Source organism: Streptomyces albidoflavus (genome assembly GCF_000719955.1).
Classification (GTDB): Bacteria; Actinomycetota; Actinomycetes; order Streptomycetales; family Streptomycetaceae; genus Streptomyces; species Streptomyces albidoflavus.
Genome location: NZ_JOII01000005.1, coordinates 14,219 through 35,325 on the forward strand (window position 1 = coordinate 14,219; position 21,107 = coordinate 35,325).

18 protein-coding genes and 2 tRNA genes are annotated in these 21,107 nt (G+C 71.5%); 14 read left to right on the plus strand and 6 right to left on the minus strand.

Translation table 11 applies throughout. From position 1 onward, the window contains the following. Positions 1–112 precede the first annotated feature (112 nt). The 4 genes from IF45_RS0106685 (at position 113) to IF45_RS0106700 (ending at position 5,772) form a co-directional block, all read left to right on the plus strand. Positions 113–3,109, plus strand: a complete 2,997-nt coding sequence (locus IF45_RS0106685; RefSeq protein ID WP_107048033.1) for a UPF0182 family protein — start codon at positions 113–115, stop codon at positions 3,107–3,109. A 41-nt stretch (positions 3,110–3,150) separates the two neighbouring features. Then, positions 3,151–3,224, plus strand: a tRNA-Met gene (locus IF45_RS0106690). 341 nt (positions 3,225–3,565) lie between these two features. Next, positions 3,566–5,347, plus strand: coding sequence for a tetratricopeptide repeat protein (locus IF45_RS0106695; protein ID WP_030765469.1), 1,782 nt, complete (start codon positions 3,566–3,568; stop codon positions 5,345–5,347). A gap of 351 nt (positions 5,348–5,698) precedes the next feature. Beyond that, positions 5,699–5,772, plus strand: a tRNA-Met gene (locus IF45_RS0106700). Positions 5,773–5,880: 108 nt separating this feature from the next. On the opposite strand, the gene IF45_RS0106705 is transcribed toward IF45_RS0106700, so the two are convergent. Then, positions 5,881–6,297 (minus strand): Fur family transcriptional regulator, encoded by a 417-nt coding sequence (locus IF45_RS0106705; RefSeq protein ID WP_003950748.1) that lies wholly within the window; start codon positions 6,295–6,297, stop codon positions 5,881–5,883. 147 nt (positions 6,298–6,444) lie between these two features. Between IF45_RS0106705 and IF45_RS0106710 the strand changes: the two genes are divergently transcribed. After that, on the plus strand, positions 6,445–7,896 hold the full coding sequence (locus IF45_RS0106710; protein WP_030306216.1) for a catalase: 1,452 nt from the start codon (positions 6,445–6,447) through the stop codon (positions 7,894–7,896). Between the two features lie 80 nt (positions 7,897–7,976). On the opposite strand, the gene hisN is transcribed toward IF45_RS0106710, so the two are convergent. Beyond that, complete coding sequence (hisN, locus tag IF45_RS0106715; RefSeq protein WP_003950750.1) at positions 7,977–8,783, minus strand: histidinol-phosphatase; 807 nt, start codon at positions 8,781–8,783, stop codon at positions 7,977–7,979. A 143-nt stretch (positions 8,784–8,926) separates the two neighbouring features. On the opposite strand from hisN, the gene IF45_RS0106720 reads away from it, so the two are divergent. Continuing rightward, entirely contained in the window at positions 8,927–9,544 is a 618-nt protein-coding gene (locus tag IF45_RS0106720) for a TetR/AcrR family transcriptional regulator (protein WP_030306218.1), read from the plus strand. On the opposite strand, the gene IF45_RS0106725 is transcribed toward IF45_RS0106720, so the two are convergent. From IF45_RS0106725 to IF45_RS0106740, 4 genes are all read right to left on the minus strand, one after another. Continuing rightward, positions 9,510–9,833 carry a DMT family transporter gene (locus IF45_RS0106725; protein ID WP_003950752.1) on the minus strand — a complete coding sequence of 108 codons (324 nt, stop codon included), beginning with the start codon at positions 9,831–9,833 and terminating at the stop codon, positions 9,510–9,512. The genes IF45_RS0106720 and IF45_RS0106725 overlap by 35 nt on opposite strands. 127 nt (positions 9,834–9,960) lie before the next feature. Next, positions 9,961–10,977: a ribosome small subunit-dependent GTPase A gene (rsgA, locus tag IF45_RS0106730; protein ID WP_003950753.1), complete on the minus strand. Its 1,017-nt coding sequence runs from the start codon at positions 10,975–10,977 to the stop codon at positions 9,961–9,963. A 17-nt stretch (positions 10,978–10,994) separates the two neighbouring features. Further along, complete coding sequence (gene aroA, locus IF45_RS0106735; protein ID WP_030306220.1) at positions 10,995–12,347, minus strand: 3-phosphoshikimate 1-carboxyvinyltransferase; 1,353 nt, start codon at positions 12,345–12,347, stop codon at positions 10,995–10,997. A 42-nt stretch (positions 12,348–12,389) separates the two neighbouring features. Continuing rightward, positions 12,390–13,112: a M50 family metallopeptidase gene (locus IF45_RS0106740; RefSeq protein WP_003950755.1), complete on the minus strand. Its 723-nt coding sequence runs from the start codon at positions 13,110–13,112 to the stop codon at positions 12,390–12,392. Between the two features lie 89 nt (positions 13,113–13,201). Here IF45_RS0106740 and IF45_RS0106745 point away from each other — a divergent pair, with 89 nt between their 5' ends. The 8 genes from IF45_RS0106745 to IF45_RS0106780 all read left to right on the plus strand — a co-directional run bounded on the left by IF45_RS0106745 (position 13,202) and on the right by IF45_RS0106780 (position 21,075). Then, positions 13,202–14,071, plus strand: a complete 870-nt coding sequence (locus IF45_RS0106745; RefSeq protein ID WP_030306221.1) for an SOS response-associated peptidase — start codon at positions 13,202–13,204, stop codon at positions 14,069–14,071. A gap of 295 nt (positions 14,072–14,366) precedes the next feature. Then, positions 14,367–15,014, plus strand: a complete 648-nt coding sequence (locus IF45_RS0106750) for an alpha/beta hydrolase family protein (protein WP_030306222.1) — start codon at positions 14,367–14,369, stop codon at positions 15,012–15,014. A 379-nt stretch (positions 15,015–15,393) separates the two neighbouring features. Next, entirely contained in the window at positions 15,394–16,068 is a 675-nt protein-coding gene (locus IF45_RS0106755) for a sigma-70 family RNA polymerase sigma factor (protein ID WP_026048295.1), read from the plus strand. Then, positions 16,065–16,373 (plus strand): mycothiol system anti-sigma-R factor, encoded by a 309-nt coding sequence (rsrA, locus tag IF45_RS0106760; protein WP_003950759.1) that lies wholly within the window; start codon positions 16,065–16,067, stop codon positions 16,371–16,373. Before IF45_RS0106755 ends, rsrA begins: the two co-directional genes overlap by 4 nt. A gap of 234 nt (positions 16,374–16,607) precedes the next feature. Then, positions 16,608–17,600, plus strand: coding sequence for a tetratricopeptide repeat protein (locus IF45_RS0106765; protein WP_008415712.1), 993 nt, complete (start codon positions 16,608–16,610; stop codon positions 17,598–17,600). Between the two features lie 92 nt (positions 17,601–17,692). Further along, positions 17,693–18,349 (plus strand): peptide deformylase, encoded by a 657-nt coding sequence (def, locus tag IF45_RS0106770; RefSeq protein ID WP_003950761.1) that lies wholly within the window; start codon positions 17,693–17,695, stop codon positions 18,347–18,349. Positions 18,350–18,613: 264 nt separating this feature from the next. Next, entirely contained in the window at positions 18,614–19,711 is a 1,098-nt protein-coding gene (locus IF45_RS0106775; protein WP_003950762.1) for a terpene synthase family protein, read from the plus strand. Beyond that, positions 19,708–21,075: a bifunctional albaflavenone monooxygenase/terpene synthase gene (locus IF45_RS0106780; RefSeq protein WP_030306224.1), complete on the plus strand. Its 1,368-nt coding sequence runs from the start codon at positions 19,708–19,710 to the stop codon at positions 21,073–21,075. Before IF45_RS0106775 ends, IF45_RS0106780 begins: the two co-directional genes overlap by 4 nt. Positions 21,076–21,107: the final 32 nt, after the last annotated feature.

Consider the following 21,107-nt stretch of genomic DNA (forward strand, 5'->3'; position numbering starts at 1 on the left):
GGGCCCTAGGATCGCGGGGCCCGATCCGATCGAGAAAAGCGATCGACAACGCGACAAAACGACGCGAAAAAACCAACCCGCGAACTTCGAGGTGCGCACCTTGGCTTTCCAGATGCCGGACCGCGGCGGAGGCCCCACGGGGCCGCGGATCAGAGTCGGCCGACCGTCCCGGCGCTCCAGGACCCTGCTCATGACGTTGGGGGTGCTGGCCGTCCTGGCCATGCTCTTCGTCATGTTCGCCGGGTTCTGGACGGACTGGCTCTGGTACAAGGCGGTCGACTACTCGTCCGTCTTCACCACCACGCTGTGGACCAAGATCGGTCTGTTCTTCGTCTTCGGACTCCTGATGGCGCTCGCGGTGGGGGTGAACATCTGGCTGGCGCACCGCCTGCGCCCGCCGCTCAGCGCCATGTCGCTGGAGCAGCAGAGCCTCGACCGCTACCGGATGAGCATCGCGCCGTACAAGAAGTGGATGCTCATCGGCGTCACCGCCGTCATCGGCCTCATCTCCGGCGCCTCGGCGGCCGGGCAGTGGCGGACCTGGCTGCTGTGGATCAACGGCGTCCCCTTCGGCGAGAAGGACCCGCAGTTCGGCAAGGACGTCGCGTTCTACGCCTTCGACCTGCCGTGGTACCGCTTCCTGCTGGGCTTCGGCTTCGCCGCCGCGGTGCTCTCGCTGATCGCCGCCGCCCTGGTCCACTACCTCTACGGCGGGCTGCGCGTCACCAGCCCCGGCGCCCGTGCCACCGGCGCGGCCACCGGCCACCTCTCGGTGCTGCTCGGCCTCTTCGTCGCCCTCAAGGCGGTCGCCTACTGGCTGGACCGGTACGGCCTCGCGGTGAAGTCCAGTGACTTCAAGGCCGCCGGCAACTGGACCGGCCTGCGCTACGTCGACGCCAACGCCTATCTGCCGGCGAAGACGATCCTCTTCTGCATCGCCGTCATCTGCGCCCTGCTCTTCTTCGCGACGCTCTGGCGCCGCACCTGGCAGCTGCCGGTGATCGGCTTCGGCCTGATGGTCCTCTCCGCCATCCTCATCGGCGGTCTCTACCCGGCCATCGTCCAGAAGTTCCAGGTCGACCCGAACGAGCAGGCCAAGGAAGCGCCGTACGTCTCGCAGAACCTCAAGGCCACCAAGAAGGCCTACGGGATCGACGACGCCAAGGTCACCGAGTACTCGGGCAAGGCGCAGACGGAGGACCGCACCGAGCTGCGCGGCGAGGTCGCCAAGGCGGCCAGCATCCGCCTCCTCGACCCGAACATCGTCTCGCCCACCTTCCAGCAGCTGCAGCAGATGAAGGGGTACTACGCCTTCCCGCAGAACCTGGACGTGGACCGCTACAAGGACGCCGACGGCAACTCCCGCGACACCGTGATCGGTCTGCGCGAGCTGAACCTCAACGGCATCCCGAAGAACAACTGGATCAACGACCACTTCCGCTACACCCACGGGTTCGGCGTGGTCGCCGCCGAGGGCACCACGGCCGACAGCGAGGGCCGTCCGGTCTTCACCGAGTCGGACCTGCCCTCCAAGGGTGACCTGGTCAAGGGCAAGTACGAGCAGCGGATCTACTACGGCGAGCGCACCGAGCAGTACTCGATCGTCGGCGGTCCCCAGAAGGAGATCGACTACTCCGACGACGACGGCGAGAAGACGACGAGCTTCTCCGGCAAGGGCGGGGTCGACCTCTCCAACCCGGTCAACCGCGCCGCCTACGCCGTCGCCTTCGGCGAGCCGCAGATCCTCTACTCGGGAGCGATCGGCGAGGGCTCGCAGGTCCTCTACAACCGCACCCCGAAGGACCGCGTCGAGGCGGTCGCCCCGTGGCTGACCATCGACGGCGACGCCTACCCGGCCGTGGTCGACGGCAAGATCCAGTGGATCGTCGACGCGTACACGACGAGCAACGGCTACCCGTACTCCTCGCGCACCACTCTCGGCGACACCACGGCGGACTCGCTCACCGCGGAGAACCAGCAGCGGGCGGTGGTGGCCCAGGAGAACCAGGTCAACTACATCCGCAACTCCGTCAAGGCCACCGTCGACGCCTACGACGGCACGGTCAAGCTCTACGAGTGGGACACCAAGGACCCGGTCCTCAAGACCTGGATGAAGTCCTTCCCCGGCACGGTCGAGCCGCGTGGCGAGATCTCCGACGAGCTGATGGACCACCTGCGGTACCCGCAGGACCTCTTCAAGGTCCAGCGTGAACTGCTCACCCGCTACCACGTGGACAACGCCAACACCTTCCTCTCCGGCAGCCAGGTCTGGCAGGTCCCGGACGACCCGACCAACAAGTCGGGCGAGTCCGTCCCCGCCTACTACCTCAGCATGCGGATGCCGGACCAGGAGAAGCAGGCGTTCTCGCTGACCACGACGTTCACGCCCAACAACCGCGACAACCTGAGCGCCTTCATGGCGGTCAACGCGGAGGCGGACGCGGACGACTACGGGAAGATCAGAGTCCTGAAACTCCCGGCCAGCACCACGGTCAGCGGACCCAAGCAGGTGCAGAGCCAGTTCAACTCCGAACAGGACATCGCCGAGTCGATCCGCCTGCTGCGCGGCGGCGACTCCGAGGTCGAGTACGGAAACCTGCTGACGGTGCCCCTCGACGGCGGCCTGCTCTACGTGGAGCCGGTCTACGTGCGAGGCGGCGGCCTCAAGTACCCGCTGCTCCGCAAGGTCCTTGTCACCTACGGTGGCGCCACCGCCTTCGAGGACACCCTCGGTGAGGCGCTGGACAAGATCTTCGGAACCGAGGGCGCCGAACAGCCGCCGGGCGAGCAGCCCGAGAAGCCGACCGACCCGCCGACCGGCGGCAACGCGGTGGAGGACGCCCTGAAGGACGCCCAGAAGGCGTACGACGAGGGGCAGACCGCGCTGAAGGAAGGCGACTGGGAGGCCTACGGCAAGGCGCAGGCCGAGCTGGAGAAGGCGCTCGAGGCCATGGAGAAGGCCGCGGCCGAAGGGGGCGACGGCAAGAACGCCGACAAGGAACCGGCGGAATCCGCCGGTTCCGAGGACGCCCGCAAGGAAGAGCAGGACGGGAACGGCGACAAGGAGGCCGGCAAGAAGCCGGCCGAACAGGCGGCCGACCGGAGCTGACCGGCCCCACCCCGTGCCGTGGTACGGTTGACGCACAACGGCGCGGGGTGGAGCAGCTCGGTAGCTCGCTGGGCTCATAACCCAGAGGTCGCAGGTTCAAATCCTGTCCCCGCTACTGAAGGGCGAAGGCCCGGATTCCTCATCGGAATCCGGGCCTTCGTCGTGCCCGGACCCTTCGCGGACGGCCCCGCGCACGCCTCCGCTCCACTCCTGCGGAGGCTTCTCCCCCAACCCTCCACAGCCATGACACGCCATCGGCTCCCGGTGTGCCCTGCGTCACTGTACGAAAGGTACGAAGGTGCCCGACGTCAAAGGGCGTTGGCGGGGTAGGCGCACGGTGACGCCATGGGGGCGGGATGTGTTTGACTTGTCTCCCTGTGGGCATGTCGACAAAACGCCGAAGTGACCTTCTGGCATCGGGATACCCGATGTACCAAGGTTGCGGATGGTGCAACGATGGACGTTATGGGGGACAAGGCGACTCTGTTGAACATGGGCCGGTTTGTGGAGCCGGCCGACCGGGAGGACACCGACACCGGTACGGCCGAGGACGAGGTGCGCCGACTCGGCGGGGCGGGCGCGGGCGACGCCGCCTCGATGAGCGTGATCGGCGCCGAACTGCTGCGCCGGGGGGATCTCGACGGCGCCGAACCGCTGCTGCGCGGCGCCACCGCCGAGGGTGACCGCGCCGCCGCCAACAACCTGGGCGTCCTCCTCCACCAGCGGGGATACGCCGAAGAAGCCGCCGGGTGGTGGAAGGTGGCCGCCGTCGCCGGGTCCGCCGCCGCCGCCCACGCGCTCGGCCGCCACCACCGCGAGCGCGGGGACGAGCCCGCCGCCGAGTACTGGCTGCGCCAGTCCGCCGAGCAGGGGCACGCGCTCGGCGCCTACGCCCTCGCCGATTTGCTGGAGCACCGCCGCGAGGAAGGTGCCGAGCGGTGGATGCGGGCCGCCGCCGAACGGGGCCACCGCGAGGCCGCGCACCGGCTCGCCCGCATCCTCGACGAGCGCGGGCGCACCAGCGAGGACGCCGCGCACGAGGCCGAGCAGTGGTACCGCCAGGCCGCCGCGCGGGGCCACCGGCGTGCCGCGCTGCGGCTCGGCACCATCCTGGAGGGCCGCGGCAAGCTGAAGGAGGCCGGCCGCTGGTACCTCACCTCCGCCAAGGAGGGCGAGCCGGAGGCCGCCTGCGCGCTGGGCTTCCTGCTGCGCGACGCCGGGGACGAGGAGAACGCCGCCCTGTGGTGGCTCAAGGCCGCCAAGGAAGGTGACGGCAACGCCGCCAACGCGCTCGGCGCGCTCCACGCCGAGCGCGGCGAGACCCAGACCGCCGAGCGCTGGTACCGCGCGGCCCTGGAGGCGGGCGACGTCAACGGCGCCTACAACCTCGGCCTGCTCTGCGCCGCCCAGAACCGCACCGCCCAGGCCGACCAGTGGTACCGCCGCGCCGCCTACGCGGGCCACCGTGAGGCCGCCAACGCCCTCGCCGTCCTCCTCCTCCAGGAGAACGACGCGGACGGCGCCGAGCCCTGGTTCTCCAAGGCCGCCGAACTGGGCAGCGTCGACGCCGCCTTCAACCTCGGCATCCTGCACGCCGGGCGCGGCGACCAGCGCGGCGCCCAGCGGTGGTACGAGCGGGCCGCCGCGGCCGGGCACACCGAGGCCGCCTTCCAGGCCGGGATCGCCCTGCTCCGCGACGGCGACGAACGCGGCGCCGAGCGCCACCTGCGGTGCGCGGCCGGCGGCGGCAGCGCCGACGGCGCCTACTACCTCGCCTCCCTGCTCGACGCCCGCACCCCGCCCGGGGAGCAGCCGGCTCTCGGTGAGCCGGTCCTGGAGCGGACCGAGAGCGAGGAGTGGTACGAGCGTGCTGCGCACCTGGGGCACCGGCGTGCGCAGGTCCGTATCGGCATGATCGCCGCGACGCGCGGGGACGTGGTCTCCGCCGCTCGGTGGTACCGGGCGGCGGCCGAGGCCGGCAGCCGGAACGGCGCCTTCAATCTCGGGCTGCTGCTGGCCCGGGAGGGGAGTGAGCCCGAGGCCGCCGTCTGGTGGGAGCAGGCTGCCGATGCCGGGCACGGGCGGGCGGCGTTGCGGCTCGCGCTGCTGCACGCGCGGAGGGGGGAGCTGGCCGAGTCCGACCGGTGGTGTGGGCGGGCTGTCGAGCTGGGGCCCGCCGAGGTGGCTGCCCGGGCCGGGCGGTTGCGGGATCAGTTGCAGCAGGAGCTCACGGCCTGACGGCCGGTTGGGCAGGGGGCCTGGTTGGCGCTTCCCGGCGCCGGGGTGGGGGCCTCAAGCGCCGGCCGGGCTGTTTTTCGGGGGTGCTCGCCGCTTTCGCGCGCCGGTCACCGATGGCCTCAAACGCCGGCCGGGCTTGGAAGGTGGCCTCAAACGCCGGCCGGGCTTGAGTGGTGGCCGGCCGGGCTGAAGGTGGCCTCGCCGGCCGGGGTGGAGCTGCCGGGGCGGGGTGGAGGTGCCGGGCCTGGGTGGAGCTGCCGGGCCTGGGTGGGGCCTGTGGGTGTGTTCAGGTGTGTGGTGCTGGAGGGATTTGCGCTGGTGGGTGGGGGCGCGTAGTGTCGGTGGAGTCGACGCGGGGTGGAGCAGCTCGGTAGCTCGCTGGGCTCATAACCCAGAGGTCGCAGGTTCAAATCCTGTCCCCGCTACTGAAGGGCGAAGGCCCGGATTCTCTTCTGGAGAATCCGGGCCTTCGTCGTGTTCGGGGGTGGCGGAACCCCGGCGGCCTGGAGGGCGCGTCCGGGGCCCGGGTGGGGTCAGGCTGCGGCGCAGTGGGGGCACAGGCCGCGGTAGGTGACCTCGACCTCGGAGACGGTGAAGCCGAAGCGCTCCTGGTCGGGGAGGTCCGCCAGCGGGTTTCCGGTGGGGTGGACGTCGCGGATGGCGCCGCACCGCGCGCAGACCAGGTGGTGGTGGGGGCGGTGGGCGTTCGGGTCGTACCGCTTGGCGCGGCCGTCCGTGGCCACCTCGATGACCTCGCCGAGCGTCACCATCTCGCCGAGCGTGTTGTAGACCGTCGCCCGCGAGATCTCCGGGAGTTTCGCGATGGCTTTGGCGTGCACCTCGTCAGCGGTCAGGTGCACGTGGTCCCCGTTGAGGACCTCGGCCACGACGCGCCGCTGGGCGGTCATCCGCCAGCCGCGTCCGCGAAGTCGTTCCAGCAGGTCACTCATGAAACCAGCCTAACAGGGAAGGGACCCAGTCCTGAACTGATGTGACTTTGGATGTTCGCTTGACTTAGACATTGTCCATTGTAGGATCGGCTACGGCATTCGCCAAGGGACAGGTTTGTGCAGGATTCACCACCGCAGGAGGCGCACGTGACGCAGGGACCGCTCACGACCGAGGCCGGAGCCCCGGTCGCCGACAACCAGAACAGCGAGACGGCGGGCGTCGGGGGTCCGGTCCTGGTCCAGGACCAGCTGCTGCTCGAAAAGCTCGCCCACTTCAACCGGGAGCGCATCCCGGAGCGCGTGGTGCACGCCCGTGGCGCCGGCGCGTACGGCACGTTCACGGTGACCGCCGACGTCACGCAGTGGACGCGTGCCTCGTTCCTCTCCGAGGTCGGCAAGCAGACCGAGACCTTCCTGCGCTTCTCCACGGTGGTCGGCAACCTCGGCGCGGCCGACGCCGTCCGTGACCCGCGCGGCTTCGCGCTGAAGTTCTACACCGAGGACGGCAACTACGACCTCGTCGGGAACAACACCCCGGTGTTCTTCATCAAGGACGCCATCAAGTTCCCGGACTTCATCCACACCCAGAAGCGCGACCCGTACACCGGCTCCCAGGAGGCGGACAACGTCTGGGACTTCTGGGGACTCAGCCCCGAATCCACCCACCAGGTGACCTGGCTCTTCGGCGACCGCGGCATCCCCGCCTCGTACCGCCACATGAACGGCTACGGCTCGCACACCTACCAGTGGAACAACGAGGCCGGCGAAGTCTTCTGGGTCAAGTACCACTTCAAGACCGACCAGGGCATCAAGAACCTCACCACCTCCGAGGCGGCCGAGACCTCCGGGCTCGACCCCGACAGCCACCAGCGCGACCTGCGCGAGGCCATCGAGCGCGGTGACTTCCCGTCCTGGACCGTGCAGGTGCAGATCATGCCGGCGGCGGACGCGGCCACCTACCGCTTCAACCCGTTCGACCTCACCAAGGTGTGGCCGCACGAGGACTACCCGCCGATCGAGATCGGCAAGCTGGAGCTCAACCGCAACCCGGAGAACATCTTCGCCGAGGTCGAGCAGTCCATCTTCAGCCCCGCGCACTTCGTGCCGGGCATCGGCCCCTCGCCCGACAAGATGCTCCAGGGCCGCCTCTTCTCGTACGGGGACGCGCACCGCTACCGCGTCGGCATCAACGCCGACCACCTGCCGGTCAACCGCCCGCACGCCACCGAGGCGCGCACCAACTCCCGTGACGGCTACCTCTACGACGGCCGCCACAAGGGTGCGAAGAACTACGAGCCCAACAGCTTCGGCGGCCCCGCCGAGACCGGCCGGGCGCTCTGGCAGCCGCTGCCCGTCACCGGCGAGACCGGTGACACCGAGGCGCCCAGCCACGCCGAGGACGACAACTTCGTGCAGGCCGGCAACCTCTACCGGCTGATGTCCGAGGACGAGAAGACCCGTCTGGTCGAGAACCTCTCGCAGAACATCGCCGGTGTCTCCCGCGACGACATCGCCGAGCGGGCCATCAACAACTTCCGCTCGGCGGACGCGGACTTCGGCAAGCGGCTGGAGGCCGCGGTCCAGGCCCTGCGCGGCTGACGGACGCTTGTCGCAGGCGGCGGGCCGGAACCCCTCGGGGCTCCGGCCCGCCGTGCTGTGCTGTGCCGTGCCGTGGGTGCTCAGTACCGCTGGTTCAGGTACCCGAGCAGTTCGTCGTGGAGCAGGCCGTTGGAGGCGGCGGCGTTCTCGCCCGAGGGGCCCGGGGCGCCCTCCAGCGAGGTGAAGGTGCCGCCCGCCTCCTCCACGATGACCGCGTTGGCCGCCATGTCCCACAGCGACAGCTCCGGCTCCGCGCAGATGTCCACACTGCCCTCGGCGACCATCATGTACGGCCAGAAGTCGCCGTAGCCCCGGGTGCGCCAGCAGGTGCGCGTCAGGTCGAGGAAGCCGTCCAGGCGGCCCTGCGCCTCCCAGCCGGAGAGCGAGGAGTAGGCGAACGAGGCGTTCTCCACCCGGTCCACCGCCGACACCTTCAGGCGGCTCGCCGAGGTGAGGCTCCGCCCGGTGTACGCGCCCGCGCCCTTCGCCGCCCACCAGCGGCGGCCCAGCGCCGGAGCCGACACCAGCCCGACCACCGGCCGGAAACCGCCGCCCTGCGGGTCGGCCTCCATCAGCGAGATCAGCGTCGCCCAGACCGGCACCCCGCGCACGTAGTTCTTCGTCCCGTCGATCGGGTCGATCACCCAGCGGCGCGGACCCGTGCCCTCCACGCCGTACTCCTCGCCGAGGATCGCGTCGCGCGGCCTGGCGCGGGCGAGGTGACCGCGGATCAGCTCCTCGGCCGCCTTGTCGGCCTCCGTCACCGGAGTGAGGTCCGGCTTCGTCTCCACCTTCAGGTCGAGGGCCTTGAACCGCTCCATCGTGGTCGCGTCGGCGGCGTCCGCAAGCACATGGGCGAGACGCAGATCATCGTGATAGTCGGCCATGGGCGAAACAGTATCGATTTCCGGCCGCGCCGGGCCATCCGGTCACCGGCGGGCGCGGCGCCCCCACCTCGCGCGCACACCCCCTTGACACCACCCGCGCCCGCGCAAGACTTCCCCGCACGACCCTCGCCGGGGAGGCAGCCGTGTCGGAAGTCCGCGCAGCCCTGCTCATCGCCGCCGAGGCCCACCTGGCCCGCCGCCCGTGGAGCGCGGTGCGGATGGGCGAGGTGGCGGCCTCGGCCGGGGTCTCCCGGCAGACGCTCTACAACGAGTTCGGCAGCAAGGAAGGGCTCGCCCGCGCCCTGGCCCGGCAGGCGGCCGACGGCTACCTCGCCGGGATCGAACGGGCCCTGGCCCGCTCCGCGGCCGACCCCCGCGAGCGGCTGCGCGCCGCCGCCGACTGGACCGTGGCCGCCGCCCGCCCCGGCACCCTGCTGCGCTCCCTGCTGACCGGCTGCTGGGGCGACCCGCTGCCCGCACCGCGCCCGGCCCGCACCACCGCCACCGCACCCGCCCAGCGCCGCGCCGAACTCCCGCTCCCCAGCCCCGGGGACCTCCTCGCCGCCGCCCGCGACCGCGCCGTGGCCGCCCTCGACGGGGCGGCGCCCCGGACCGACCCGCGCGAACTGGCCCGCGAGTGCGAATGCGTGCTGCGCCTGGCCCTCTCCCGGGTCGTGGCGCCGCCGGTGGTGGGGGGTGCGGGGGCGGGGCGGCGGCGCGGGCGGTTCACTGGGCCGAGCCCGAGAGCTGGAGGCCGATGACGCCGCAGATGACGAGGGTGATGGAGACGATCTTCAGGACCGAGACCACGTCGCCGAGGAAGATCATGCCGTAGGTGGCGGTGCCGGCGGCGCCGATGCCGGTCCACACCGCGTAGGCCGGGCCGACGTCCAGGCGTTTGAGGGCGAGGGTCAGCAGGCCGAAGCTGCCGAGGGCGAACGCGGCGAAGGCGATCGTCGGCCACAGCCGGGTGAACCCGTGCGACAGCTTGAGACAGACGGCGAACCCCGTCTCCAGCAGCCCCGCGACGACGACCAGCAGCCATGCCATGAATGAGCCTTTCCGCCCGCCGAAACGATCCCGCGCGCACCTTGTACGGCTTCGGGCGATTATGCCCGTGCCGTCCGGCGCGGCAGGCGACCCGGCCCGGCCCGTCGCGCCGCAGGCCGCGCCCGGATCAGTCGCCCTCGCGCCGCTCCCGGGTCGCCAGCAGCCGCCGCAGCGAGTTGAGGCGGGCCGGGTCGGCGTGGCCGTCGGCCACCCACTGGTCGAGCGCGCACTCCGGCTCGTCGTGGCTGCACCCGCGCGGGCACTCCTCCGTCCCCGGCTCCAGGTCGGGGAAGGCGTGGATCACGCGGGAGGGGTCGACGTGGTGCAGCCCGAACGAGCGCACCCCCGGCGTGTCGATCACCCAGCTGCCGGGGGCGGCGTCGGCCAGCGGCAGCGCCAGCGCGGAGACCGTGGTGTGCCGGCCGCGGCCGGTGACCGCGTTGACGTGGCCGGTGACCCGCCGCTGCTCCTCGGGGACCAGCGCGTTCACCAGCGTCGTCTTTCCGACACCCGAATGGCCCACGAAGGCGGTGACATGGCCGTCCAGCAGCTCCCGGACCCGCTCCACGGCCGAGCCGTCCTCCAGCTCCTCCCGGCTGGTCACCACGTACGGCACGCCCAGCGCCCGGTAGGTGTCCAGCAGGGAGTCGGGGGAGGCCAGGTCCGACTTGGTCAGCACCAGGACCGGCTCCAGGCCGCCGTCGTACGCGGCGACCAGGCAGCGGTCGATCATCCGGGGCCGGGGCTCCGGATCGGCCAGCGCCGTGACGATCGCCAGCCGGTCGGCGTTGGCGACGACCACCCGCTCGTACGGGTCGTCGTCGTCGGCCGTGCGGCGCAGCACCGAGGCGCGCTCCTCGATCCGCACGATGCGCGCCAGGGTGTCCTTCTGCCCGGAGAGATCCCCGACCAGCGCCACCCGGTCGCCCACCACCGCCGCCTTGCGGCCCAGTTCGCGGGCCTTCATCGCGGTCACCGTGCGGCCCTCGACCAGACAGGTGATCCGGCCCCGGTCCACCGTGAGCACCATGCCCTCGGCGGCGTCCTCGTGCTTGGGGCGGGTGTGGGTGCGGGGGCGGCTGCCCCGGCGGCTGGGGCGGACGCGGATGTCGTCCTCGTCGGGGTTCTTTCCGTAACGGCGCATCGTTCAGCTCCCGGCCGTCACTGCCCGGTCCCGTCGAGCATGCCGGTCCACAGGTCGGGGAAGTCGGGCAGGGTCTTCGCGGTGGTGGCGACGTTCTCGATCTCGACGCCCTTCACCACCAGGCCCAGGATCGCACCGGCGGTCGCCATCCGGTGGTCGTCGTAGGTGTGGAAGACGCCGCCGTGCAGCGGGCGGGGCCGGATGCGCAGGCCGTCGGCGGTCTCGGTGACGTCGCCGCCCAGCTCGTTGATCTCCTTGGTGAGCGCGGCCAGCCGGTCCGTCTCGTGGAGCCGCAGGTGGGCGACGCCGCGCAGGACGGACTCGCCGTCGGCCAGGGCCGCGACGGCGGCGATGCCCGGGGTCAGCTCGCCGACCTCGCCCAGGTCCACGTCGATGCCGTGGACGCGGCCCGAGCCGGTGAAGACCAGGCCCGCCTCGGTCAGCTCGCAGGAACCACCCATCGTGGTGAAGATCTCCCGCAGCCGGTCACCCGGCTGCGTGGTGTGGGCCGGCCAGTCCGGAACGACCACACGGCCGCCGGTGACCAGCGCCGCCGCCAGGAAGGGCTGGGCGTTGGACAGGTCCGGCTCGACGGTGAGGTCCCGGCCGAGCAGGGCGCCCGGGGTGACCCGCCAGACGTTGGGCTCGCCGCCGGACTCCGGCTCGTCCACCTGGGCGCCGACCCGGCGCAGCATGTCGACGGTCATCCGGATGTGCGGCATCGAGGGCAGCCGCGGACCGATGTGCCGGACCTCGACGCCCTGGTTGTAGCGGGGCGCCGACAGCAGCAGGGCACTGACGAACTGGGAGGACGAGGAGGCGTCGATCTCCACCGTGCCGCCGTCGAGGGAGCCCGTGCCGTGCACCGTCATCGGCAGGCTGCCCCGGTCGTCGTCGTCGATCCGGGCGCCCAGCGCGCGCAGCGCGTCGATCACGCCGTGCAGCGGACGCTCGTAGGAGCGCGGGTCGCCGTCGAAGCGGATGTCGCCGTCGGCGAGGGTGGCGAGCGGCGGCAGGAAGCGCATCACGGTGCCCGCGTTGCCGACGTCGACGGTGGCGGGGCCGCGCAGGCCGGACGGGATGATCCGCCACGCCTCGCCGCCCTTGGCCAGGGTGCTGCCCGGCGCCGCCGAGTCGGACGAGACGGTCTCCTCGATGCCCACGCCGAGGGTGCGCAGCGCCTCCGCCATCAGCACGGTGTCGCGGGAGCGGAGCGGCCGGCGCAGCCAGCCCGGCTCGGCGGCGAGCGCCGCCAGCACCAGCGCGCGGTTGGTGACCGACTTGGACCCCGGTACCTGGACCGTCGCCTCGACGGCTCCGGTCGCGTACGGGGCAGGCCAGAGGGGGGTGGATACGGGGTTCAGGGTCATGCCGTCACTTTAGTGCGCCCAGCCGCTCCTCCCCGTGCACGGTCACCGGCCGAGCAGCCAGCCGCCCCCGCCGATCAGCGAGCAGAGCGCCACCGCGTGGAAGAGGAAGAGCCAGATGGCCGCCGGGGCGTGGGTCAGCCGGGCGAGCTGGTCGGCGTCGGAGTCCGGGGCGCCGCCGCGCCGCCGCTTCGACTGGAGTTCGAAGACCGGGCGTACCCCGCCCAGCAGCAGGAACCAGACGGCCGCGTAGGCGAAGAGGGCCTGCACCTCGGAGCCGGCCAGCCAGGAGACCGCCACGAAGAGGCCGCCGGTGATCAGCACGGTCAACACGCCGTAGGCGTTGCGGACCATCACGAGGAGGGCGAGCAGCAGAGCCGTCGCCACCCACAGCAGCAGGGTGATGTGCCCGGAGGCCAGCAGCCAGGCGCCGCCGAGGCCGAGGAGGGAGGGGGCGGTGTAACCGGCGAGGGCGGTGAGGATCATGCCCGGGCCGGTGGGCCTGCCCCGGCTCACGGTCAGCCCGGAGGTGTCCGAGTGGAGGCGTATCCCCTCCAGGGTGCGGCCGGTGACGAGGGCTATCAGGCCGTGGCCGCCCTCGTGGGCGATGGTGATCGCGTTCCGCGCGGTGCGCCAGGCCGGGCCCCACAGGACCACGGCGAGTGCCGCCACGCCGGTCGCCACGACCAGCCAGAACTCGGGGGCGGTCTGCGTCCCGGTGACGCGGTCCCACAGGTCGGTGGCCGGGGCGGCGGTGGTGCTCTGCATACTCGGGCGGCTCCTCGCGAGGGTGGGACGCGCGGCCCCGGGCCCCAACTGGTGGCGGTCCGGTGGCACGGCCTGGCAGTCTGGCACGTATGTGCGGACGGTACGCGGCCACCCGGAGCCCCGAGGACCTCAGCGAGATCTTCGGCGTCGAGAAGACCGAGCTGAGCGAGGCGGCGGAAGGCCAGGAGGACGGCCACGAGGCGGGGGCGTCCCCCGTGCCCACCGAGACCCTCGTCCCCGACTGGAACGTGGCGCCCACCAAGGAGGTTCCCGCCATCCTCGACCGGCCGGTCAAGGGGAGCGACGACCCGCGCCCCGTACGGCAGTTGCGGATGCTGACCTGGGGGCTCGTCCCCTCCTGGGCCACCTCGCCCGACGGCGGCGCCCGCATGATCAACGCCCGGGCCGAGACCGTCCACGAGAAGCCCGCCTACCGCCGGGCCTTCGCCTCGCGGCGCTGCATCCTCCCCGCCGACGGCTATTACGAGTGGGTGACCGCCCCGGAGGAGCGGAAGGAGGAGGAGGGGAAGCGGAAGCGGGCCCGTAAGCAGCCCTACTTCGTGACGCCTGCCGACGGGTCGGTTTTCGCGATGGCCGGGCTGTACGAGTTCTGGCGTGATCCCTCGTTGCCGGGGGACCATCCGCGGGCCTGGTGGGTGACGTGTTCCGTCATCACGACCGAGGCGGAGGCGGCGCCGCTCGGGGTGGGGCCCGAGGAGGGGCCCCGGGCGCTGGCCGACATTCATCCCCGGATGCCGTTGATGCTGACGCCGGACAAGTGGGATGCGTGGCTTGATCCGTCGAAGACGGATGTGGGGGAGGTGCGGGAGTTGTTGGGGGCGCCGCCTGAGGGGTTGATGCGGGCCTATCCCGTGGCCACGGCGGTGAGCAATGTGCGGAACAACGGGCCCGGGCTCGTGTCCGAGCTGGACGGGCCCGAGGTGGGGACGCTGTTCTAGCGTGCGGGGGCCTCAAGCGCCGGCCGGGCTGATCAGGGGTGTGCTGTGCGTGGCGACCGTGCCGGTCACAGATGGCCTCAAACGCCGGCCGGGCTTGAAAGGTGGCCTCAAACGCCGGCCGGGCTAGGTTTTGCCGGCCGGGCTGGGTTCTGCGGCCGGGCTGGGTTCTGCCGGTCGGGCTTGGGGGGTGTGCTGGCTGGGGTGTCGCCGGTGGTGCCGGAGGGGCGGGGTGTGGTCGGCGGGGCAGGATGGCGGGATGAACGTAGCGAGGTCTGAGGGTGTGGCTGTTCCCGCTGTGCCGGCGGCGGGGGAGCGGGTGACGGTTGCCACGGATGTGGGGGAGGCGCGGGTCACCTGGGTGCGGGCGGAGGTGCCGCGCGTCGTGCTGGCGCTCGGGCACGGGGCCGGGGGTGGGATCGAGGCGCGGGATCTGGTGGCGTTGGCGGGGGTGTTGCCGGGGGCCGGGGTGAGTGTGGCCTTGGTGGAGCAGCCCTGGCGGGTGGCGGGGAAGAAGGTGGCGCCGGCGCCGAAGACGCTGGACAAGGGGTGGGAGGCGGTCTGGGGCGAGGTGGCCGGGGAGGGGCTGCCGGTGGTGGCGGGCGGGCGCAGCGCGGGGGCGCGGGTGGCCTGCCGGACCGGGGCGGAGCTGGGGGCCGCCGGGGTGCTCGCGCTGAGCTTTCCGCTGCATCCGCCGGGGAAGCCGGAGCGGAGCCGGGCCGGGGAACTGCTGGGGACGGGGGTGCCGACGCTGGTGGTGCAGGGCGGGCGGGACCCGTTCGGGCGTCCGGAGGAGTTCCCCGGGGGGAGCTACGAGCTGGCCGAGGTGGCGTACGGCGATCACGGGTTCGCCGTGCCGAAGAAGGCGCCCGTCGGCCAGGAGGAGGCGCTCGAGGTGATCACGGACGCGGTGGGGGCGTGGATCGAACGGCTGCCGGTGGGCTGAGGCGGGGCATGGGGTGGCCGGAAGCCCCCGGCGTCGCGGTGGGTCGGGCGGGCCTCGCGTCGGTCGGGGCGGGCTCGCGTCGGACGGCAGCGGGCCTCGTGGTGGAGGCGGTGGGCCTCGTGGGGGGCCGGGAATGCCGAGCGGGCGGCGGCTGTTGTGCGGGGCGAAGGTGCTTCGCCAGCGTTGATCACGAGAGGAAGTCCGCCGCATGGGTTCGACCATCTGCCCGAGCCGCGAGCGCGCCACCGACCTGGAGTGGTCGGTGCTGCAGGCGCCCGTGCGCACTGGCTCCGGCCGGGATCGCCGGGAAGTCCAGGAGCGTGGTCTATCCTCCGATTCGGGCGGCCCGGCCGGCGGGCCCGCCACAACGCTGAAGGAGGTGGGTCCGGTCACGGGGACCGACGCGGGAAGCCAGGATGTGCCCGAGAAGCCCGAGGAGACCTCGGCGGAGCGGACCGCGCGGTTCGAGCGGGACGCGCTCGCCTTCCTCGACCAGATGTACTCGGCGGCCCTGCGGATGACCCGCAACCCGGCCGACGCCGAGGACCTGGTCCAGGAGACCTACGCCAAGGCGTACGCGTCGTTCCACCAGTTCCGTGAGGGCACCAACCTCAAGGCATGGCTCTACCGGATTCTCACCAACACCTTCATCAACTCGTACCGCAAGAAGCAGCGTGAGCCCCAGCGCAGCGCCGCCGAGGAGATCGAGGACTGGCAGCTGGCGCGTGCCGAGTCGCACATGTCGACCGGTCTGCGCTCCGCCGAGTCCCAGGCGCTGGACCACCTTCCCGACTCCGACGTGAAGTCCGCCCTCCAGGCGATCCCCGAGGAGTTCCGCATCGCCGTCTATCTGGCCGATGTCGAGGGGTTTGCCTACAAGGAGATCGCGGACATCATGGGTACACCCATCGGGACGGTGATGTCCCGCCTGCACCGCGGCCGCCGCCAGCTGCGCGGCATGCTGGAGGACTACGCCCGCGAGCGCGGGCTGGTCCCCGCCGGTTCCGGGGCGAGCGCGGCGGAACCGAACGAGCGGAAAGGCGCGGGGTCATGAGCTGCGGAGAGCCGCACGAGACGGATTGCAGTGAAGTCCTGGACCATCTCTACGAGTTCCTCGACCACGAGATGCCCGACAGCGACTCCAACAAGATCCGCACGCACTTCGACGAGTGCTCTCCCTGCCTGGAGAAGTACGGCCTGGAGCAGGCCGTCAAGAAGCTGGTCAAGCGGTGCTGCGGTCAGGACGACGTCCCCGCGGACCTGCGGGACAAGGTGATCAGCCGCCTGGACATGATCCGGGCGGGCCAGGCGGTCCCGCAGCACGACATCGTCCCGACGGAAGTGGCGGACACGCCCTGACCTCCGGGACGGCCCGGGAGCGGGCGAATACAGGCCGGACGCTCCCTGGGCAAGTCACTCGATAGAGCGACCCGGTCCGAGAAGGTCTGCACCTCACGCCAGTGGGTAACCCATGGGTAATGAGCGACGCCCCAACCGTCCGTGGTTGGATGCGAAGAGGTACCCCGTCCCCAGGCTCAGCGCCGTCGCACGGGCGGGGGACCCGAAGGGACCGGACACCGGCAGGCGGGAATCGTGAGGATCTTCGGCAAGGGACGGCACCGCCCCTCCGCCTCCTGGCGGCAGGCGACCGACCGAGCGTTCACCTTGATCGGCGACGGCCGGTACGAGGACGCGGGCGCGCTGCTCACGCGCGCCGCCGACCTGGAGCCGTGGCTCTCCGAGTCCTGGTTCAACCTCGCCCTGCTCCACAAGTTCCGCCACGACTGGGAACAGGCCCGTACCGCGGGACTGCGCGCCGTCGCCCTGCTGGACCGGGACACCGGCGCCCCCGACTGGTGGAACGTCGGCATCGCCGCCACCGCCCTCCAGGACTGGCCGCTGGCCCGCCGCGCCTGGCAGGCGTACGGACTGAAGATCCCCGGGGACGCGGCGGCCTCCGGTGAGCCGTCCGGGATGGGGCTGGGCAGCGCCGCCGTGCGGATCTCCCCCGAGGGGGAGGCCGAGGTGGTCTGGGGCCGGCGGTTGGACCCGGCCCGCATCGAGGTGCAGTCGATCCCGCTGCCCTCCTCCGGCCGCCGCTGGGGCGAGGTGATCCTGCACGACGGGGTCCCGCACGGCGAGCGGACCACCGCTTCGGGTGACACCTACCCGGTCTTCGACGAGATCGAGCTGTGGGCGCCCTCCCCGGTGCCGACCTGGGTGGTGCTGCTGGAGGCGCAGGCCCCGGCCGACCGGGACGCCCTGGAGCTGCTGGCCGCCGACGCCGGGTTCGCCGCCGAGGACTGGTCCTCGTCCGTACGGCTGCTCTGCCGGACCTGTTCGGAGAGCCGGATGCCCAGCGACGAGGGCGGCGGCGAGCGGCACGTCGACCCGCACGACCACAGCGAACCGGGCCAGCCCGGACCGCTGGGCCACCGGACCACCTCCGGCGAGGGCGACCTGTGGGTCCCCGAGCGCGAGTGCGGCATCGCCGCCCCGCCCGCCCTGGTGCGCGGCCTGCTCGACGGCTGGGTCGCCGACAGCCCGGACACCCGCGCCTGGCGCGACCTCGAAGAGGTGTGCTGAGCCGCTCCGTCCTCGCGGCCACCCGCGCCGCCGCCTCCGCGTAGGCTGTACGGGCACGGACAACGGGTTCCCAGGAAGGCGCGGAAGCGGACATGGCGCAGCAGGACACGGAGCAGCAGGCGGTGGCGGGCGGTGTGCTGCCGGTCGACGACGAGGGGTTCGTCATCGACACCGAGGACACCGAGGAGCGTGAGGCGGCCTACCGCGCCCGGGGCACCGCGCGTCCGATCACCGTGGTGGGCAACCCGGTGCTGCACCGCGAGACGAAGGACGTCACGGTCTTCGACGCGGAGCTGGCCCAGCTGGTGGACGACATGTTCGCCAGCCAGCGGGCGGCGGAGGGCGTGGGCCTGGCCGCCAACCAGATCGGCGTGGACAAGAAGGTCTTCGTCTACGACTGCCCGGACGACGAGGGCGCGCGCCACGTCGGCGTGGTCTGCAACCCGGTCCTGGACGAGCTGCCCTCCGAGCGCCGCGTCCTCGACGACTCCAACGAGGGGTGCCTCTCGGTCCCCACCGCCTACGCGGAGCTGGCCCGCCCCGACTACGCGGTGGTCCGCGGCCAGGACGAGAAGGGCAACCCGATCGTGGTGCGCGGTACCGGCTACTTCGCCCGCTGCCTCCAGCACGAGACGGACCACCTGTACGGCTACCTCTACATCGACCGGCTCTCCAAGCGCGAGCGCAAGGACGCCCTGCGGCAGATGGCCGAGGGCACCCCGCGCTACGAGACGGTCCCCAACGACTGAGGCGCCCCCGCCGGCCCGCCGCCGCGGACCCGCACCGCCCCGCTCTCCCCGTACGGGAGGCGGGGCGGTGGTGTGTCGTGGGGACATGATCAATTTTCGGACACGTATGGCGATCTTCGGGTCGGCGCGGGGTGGCGAATGGAGCAAATCTGTTTCCAGACTGGCCAGTTGTGGTGCTCAATGGAAAGGGCGGGGGATACACCACCGCGCGGTGCCCCGCCCGGCAGGGGGCACCGGCAGAAAGCGGATGAAAGGGGTTTGTTCGTGCCTGCTTTCCCACACAGCACCGCACGGGCGCAGACGACTTCGGTGCCCGAGGCGCTGGCGTTGCCCGTGATCGAACAAGCGTTTCCGCGACATCGTCATGAGTATTGGCCAAAGCTTCAGGTGGAGTCCCGCGCCTGGCTGCTCGAAAAGCGACTGATGCCCGCCGACAAGGTCACCCGCTATGCGGACGAACTCCGCTACACCGACCTCATCGCCGGCTACTACGTGGGCGCGCCGAGGGACGTCATCTCGGCGATTTCCGACTTCAGCACCTGGTTCTTCGTCTGGGACGACCAGCACGACCGCGACGCCGTCCACGGGCGGCGCACCGCCTGGTACCGGCTCAGCGCCGAACTGCACACCGCGCTGGACGCCCCCGGCGACCACCTCGCCCACCCGGAGCCGCTGGTCGCGGCCTTCGCCGAGACCGTCCATCGGCTGAACGGCTTCCTCGGCCCCGCCTGGAACGAGCGGTTCGCCCGCCATTTCCACGCCATCGTCGGCGCCTACGACCAGGAATTCGAGAACCGGGTCACCAAGGTCACCCCGAAGGTCGCCGAATACATCGAACTGCGCCGCCACACCTTCGGCCACTCCGTCTGGATCGACCTTCTCGAACCCACCGCGGGACGCGAGATTCCCGCGGACCTGAGGACGAGTGGCCCCTTTCTCGCGGCGGCCCGGCACTGCCAGGATTTCTCCGCCTGGTACAACGACCTCTGCTCACTCCCGAAAGAACTCGCGGGCGACGACCAGCACAATCTGGGAATCAGTCTCATACGCCATGAGGGACTGTCGCTCGAAGAGGCCGTGGTGGAGGTGAGGAAACGCGTGGAGAACTGCGTCACCGAATTCGAGGTGGCGGAGAAGGAATTGCGGGAACTCCTCGCCGGACATCTCGCCGCACTCCCCGGAGGAGCCGGCACCGCCGAGGCCCGGTCCGTCGCCGAAGCGGTCGGGTCGGCCGTCTTCAACATGCGGAACTGGTTCTCCTCCGTCTACTGGTTCCACCACGAGTCCGGCCGTTACCGCGTCGACAGCTGGGACGACCGGAGCACCCCGCCCTACGTCAGCGATCTGGCAGGTGACGCGTGAGCGCCGAATCCACCACCGAACGCCCCGCCGCCCCGGGCCCGCGCACCCCGCCCCTGGTGGCCGGCAGCGTGCCCGTCCTCGGCCACGCCCCGAGCCTGGTCCGCGACCCGCTGGCCTTCCTCACCGGGCTGCGCGACCACGGCGACCTGGTCCGCGTCAAACTCGGCCCGAAGACGGCGTACGCGGTCTGCGCGCCCGAGCTGGTCGGGGCGCTGCTGCGCAACTCCCAGGAGTTCCAGGTCGGCGGGCCGCTGTGGGAGAACCTCGAAGTGCTGCTCGGCAAGGGGGTGGCCACCAGCAACGGGGCCGACCACCGCCGCCAGCGCCGCATGATGCAGCCCGCCTTCCGGCCCGAGCGGATCGCCTCGTACGCGACCGTGATGGAGGAGGAGGCGCGGGCGATGGCCGACCGCTGGCAGGACGGGCAGGTGGTCGACATCGGCGCCGAGACGTTCAGCTGCGCGGTCCGGGTGGTCGCCCGCTCGCTGCTGGAGGTCGACTCGATCGGCGCCAAGGCGGACCGGATCAGCGCCTCGCTGCACACCGTCTTCAGCGGCCTGTACCGGCGGATGATCCTCTCCTTCGGACCGCTGCACCGGCTGCCGACCCCCGCCAACCGGCGCTTCGAGCGGGCGCTGGCCGACCTCCACCACCTCGTCGACGAGGTGATCGCCGAGCGGCACGCGCAGGGCAAGGGCGCCGACGACCTGCTCGACATTCTGCTCACCTCCGAGGACGGCGAAGGCAGGCCGCTCGGCGATCAGGAGATTCACGACCATCTCGTCTCGCTGATCGTCGCCGGGGCCGAAAATGTCGCCTCGACACTCGCCTGGTGCTTCCAGCTCCTCACCGAACATCCGGCCGAGGAACAGCGGGTGGCCGAGGAGGCACTAACCGTGGCACCGGACCGACCGGTCAATTTCGGCGATCTGGGCTCCCTCGACCACACCCGCAATGTCATCGTCGAATCGATGCGGATACGGCCTGCGGCGTGGATATTCACTCGCCGTGCCGTCGCGGACACGGAACTCGGTGGCTATCGCATTCCAGCCGGGGCGGACATCATCTACAGCGCGTATGCGATGCAGCACGATCCGCGCTCATTCGACCGGCCGGACGTCTTCGACCCGGACCGGTGGATTCCTGAACGGGCCGAAAAGGTACCGCAGTACGCGATGATGCCGTTCAGCACGGGCAACCGGAAATGCCCCGGCGACCACTTCAGCATGGTCGAGGCCACGCTGATGCTCGCCACCGTACTGCCCCGCTGGCGGCTCGTCCCCGTCCCCGAGACCGACCCGGCGCCCCGGATCGGGATCACCCTCCAGCCCAAGCGCGCCGTCTTCCGGGTCGAGAGCCGCTGACCCGCACGCGCGCCCAGCACCGACGCCCGCCG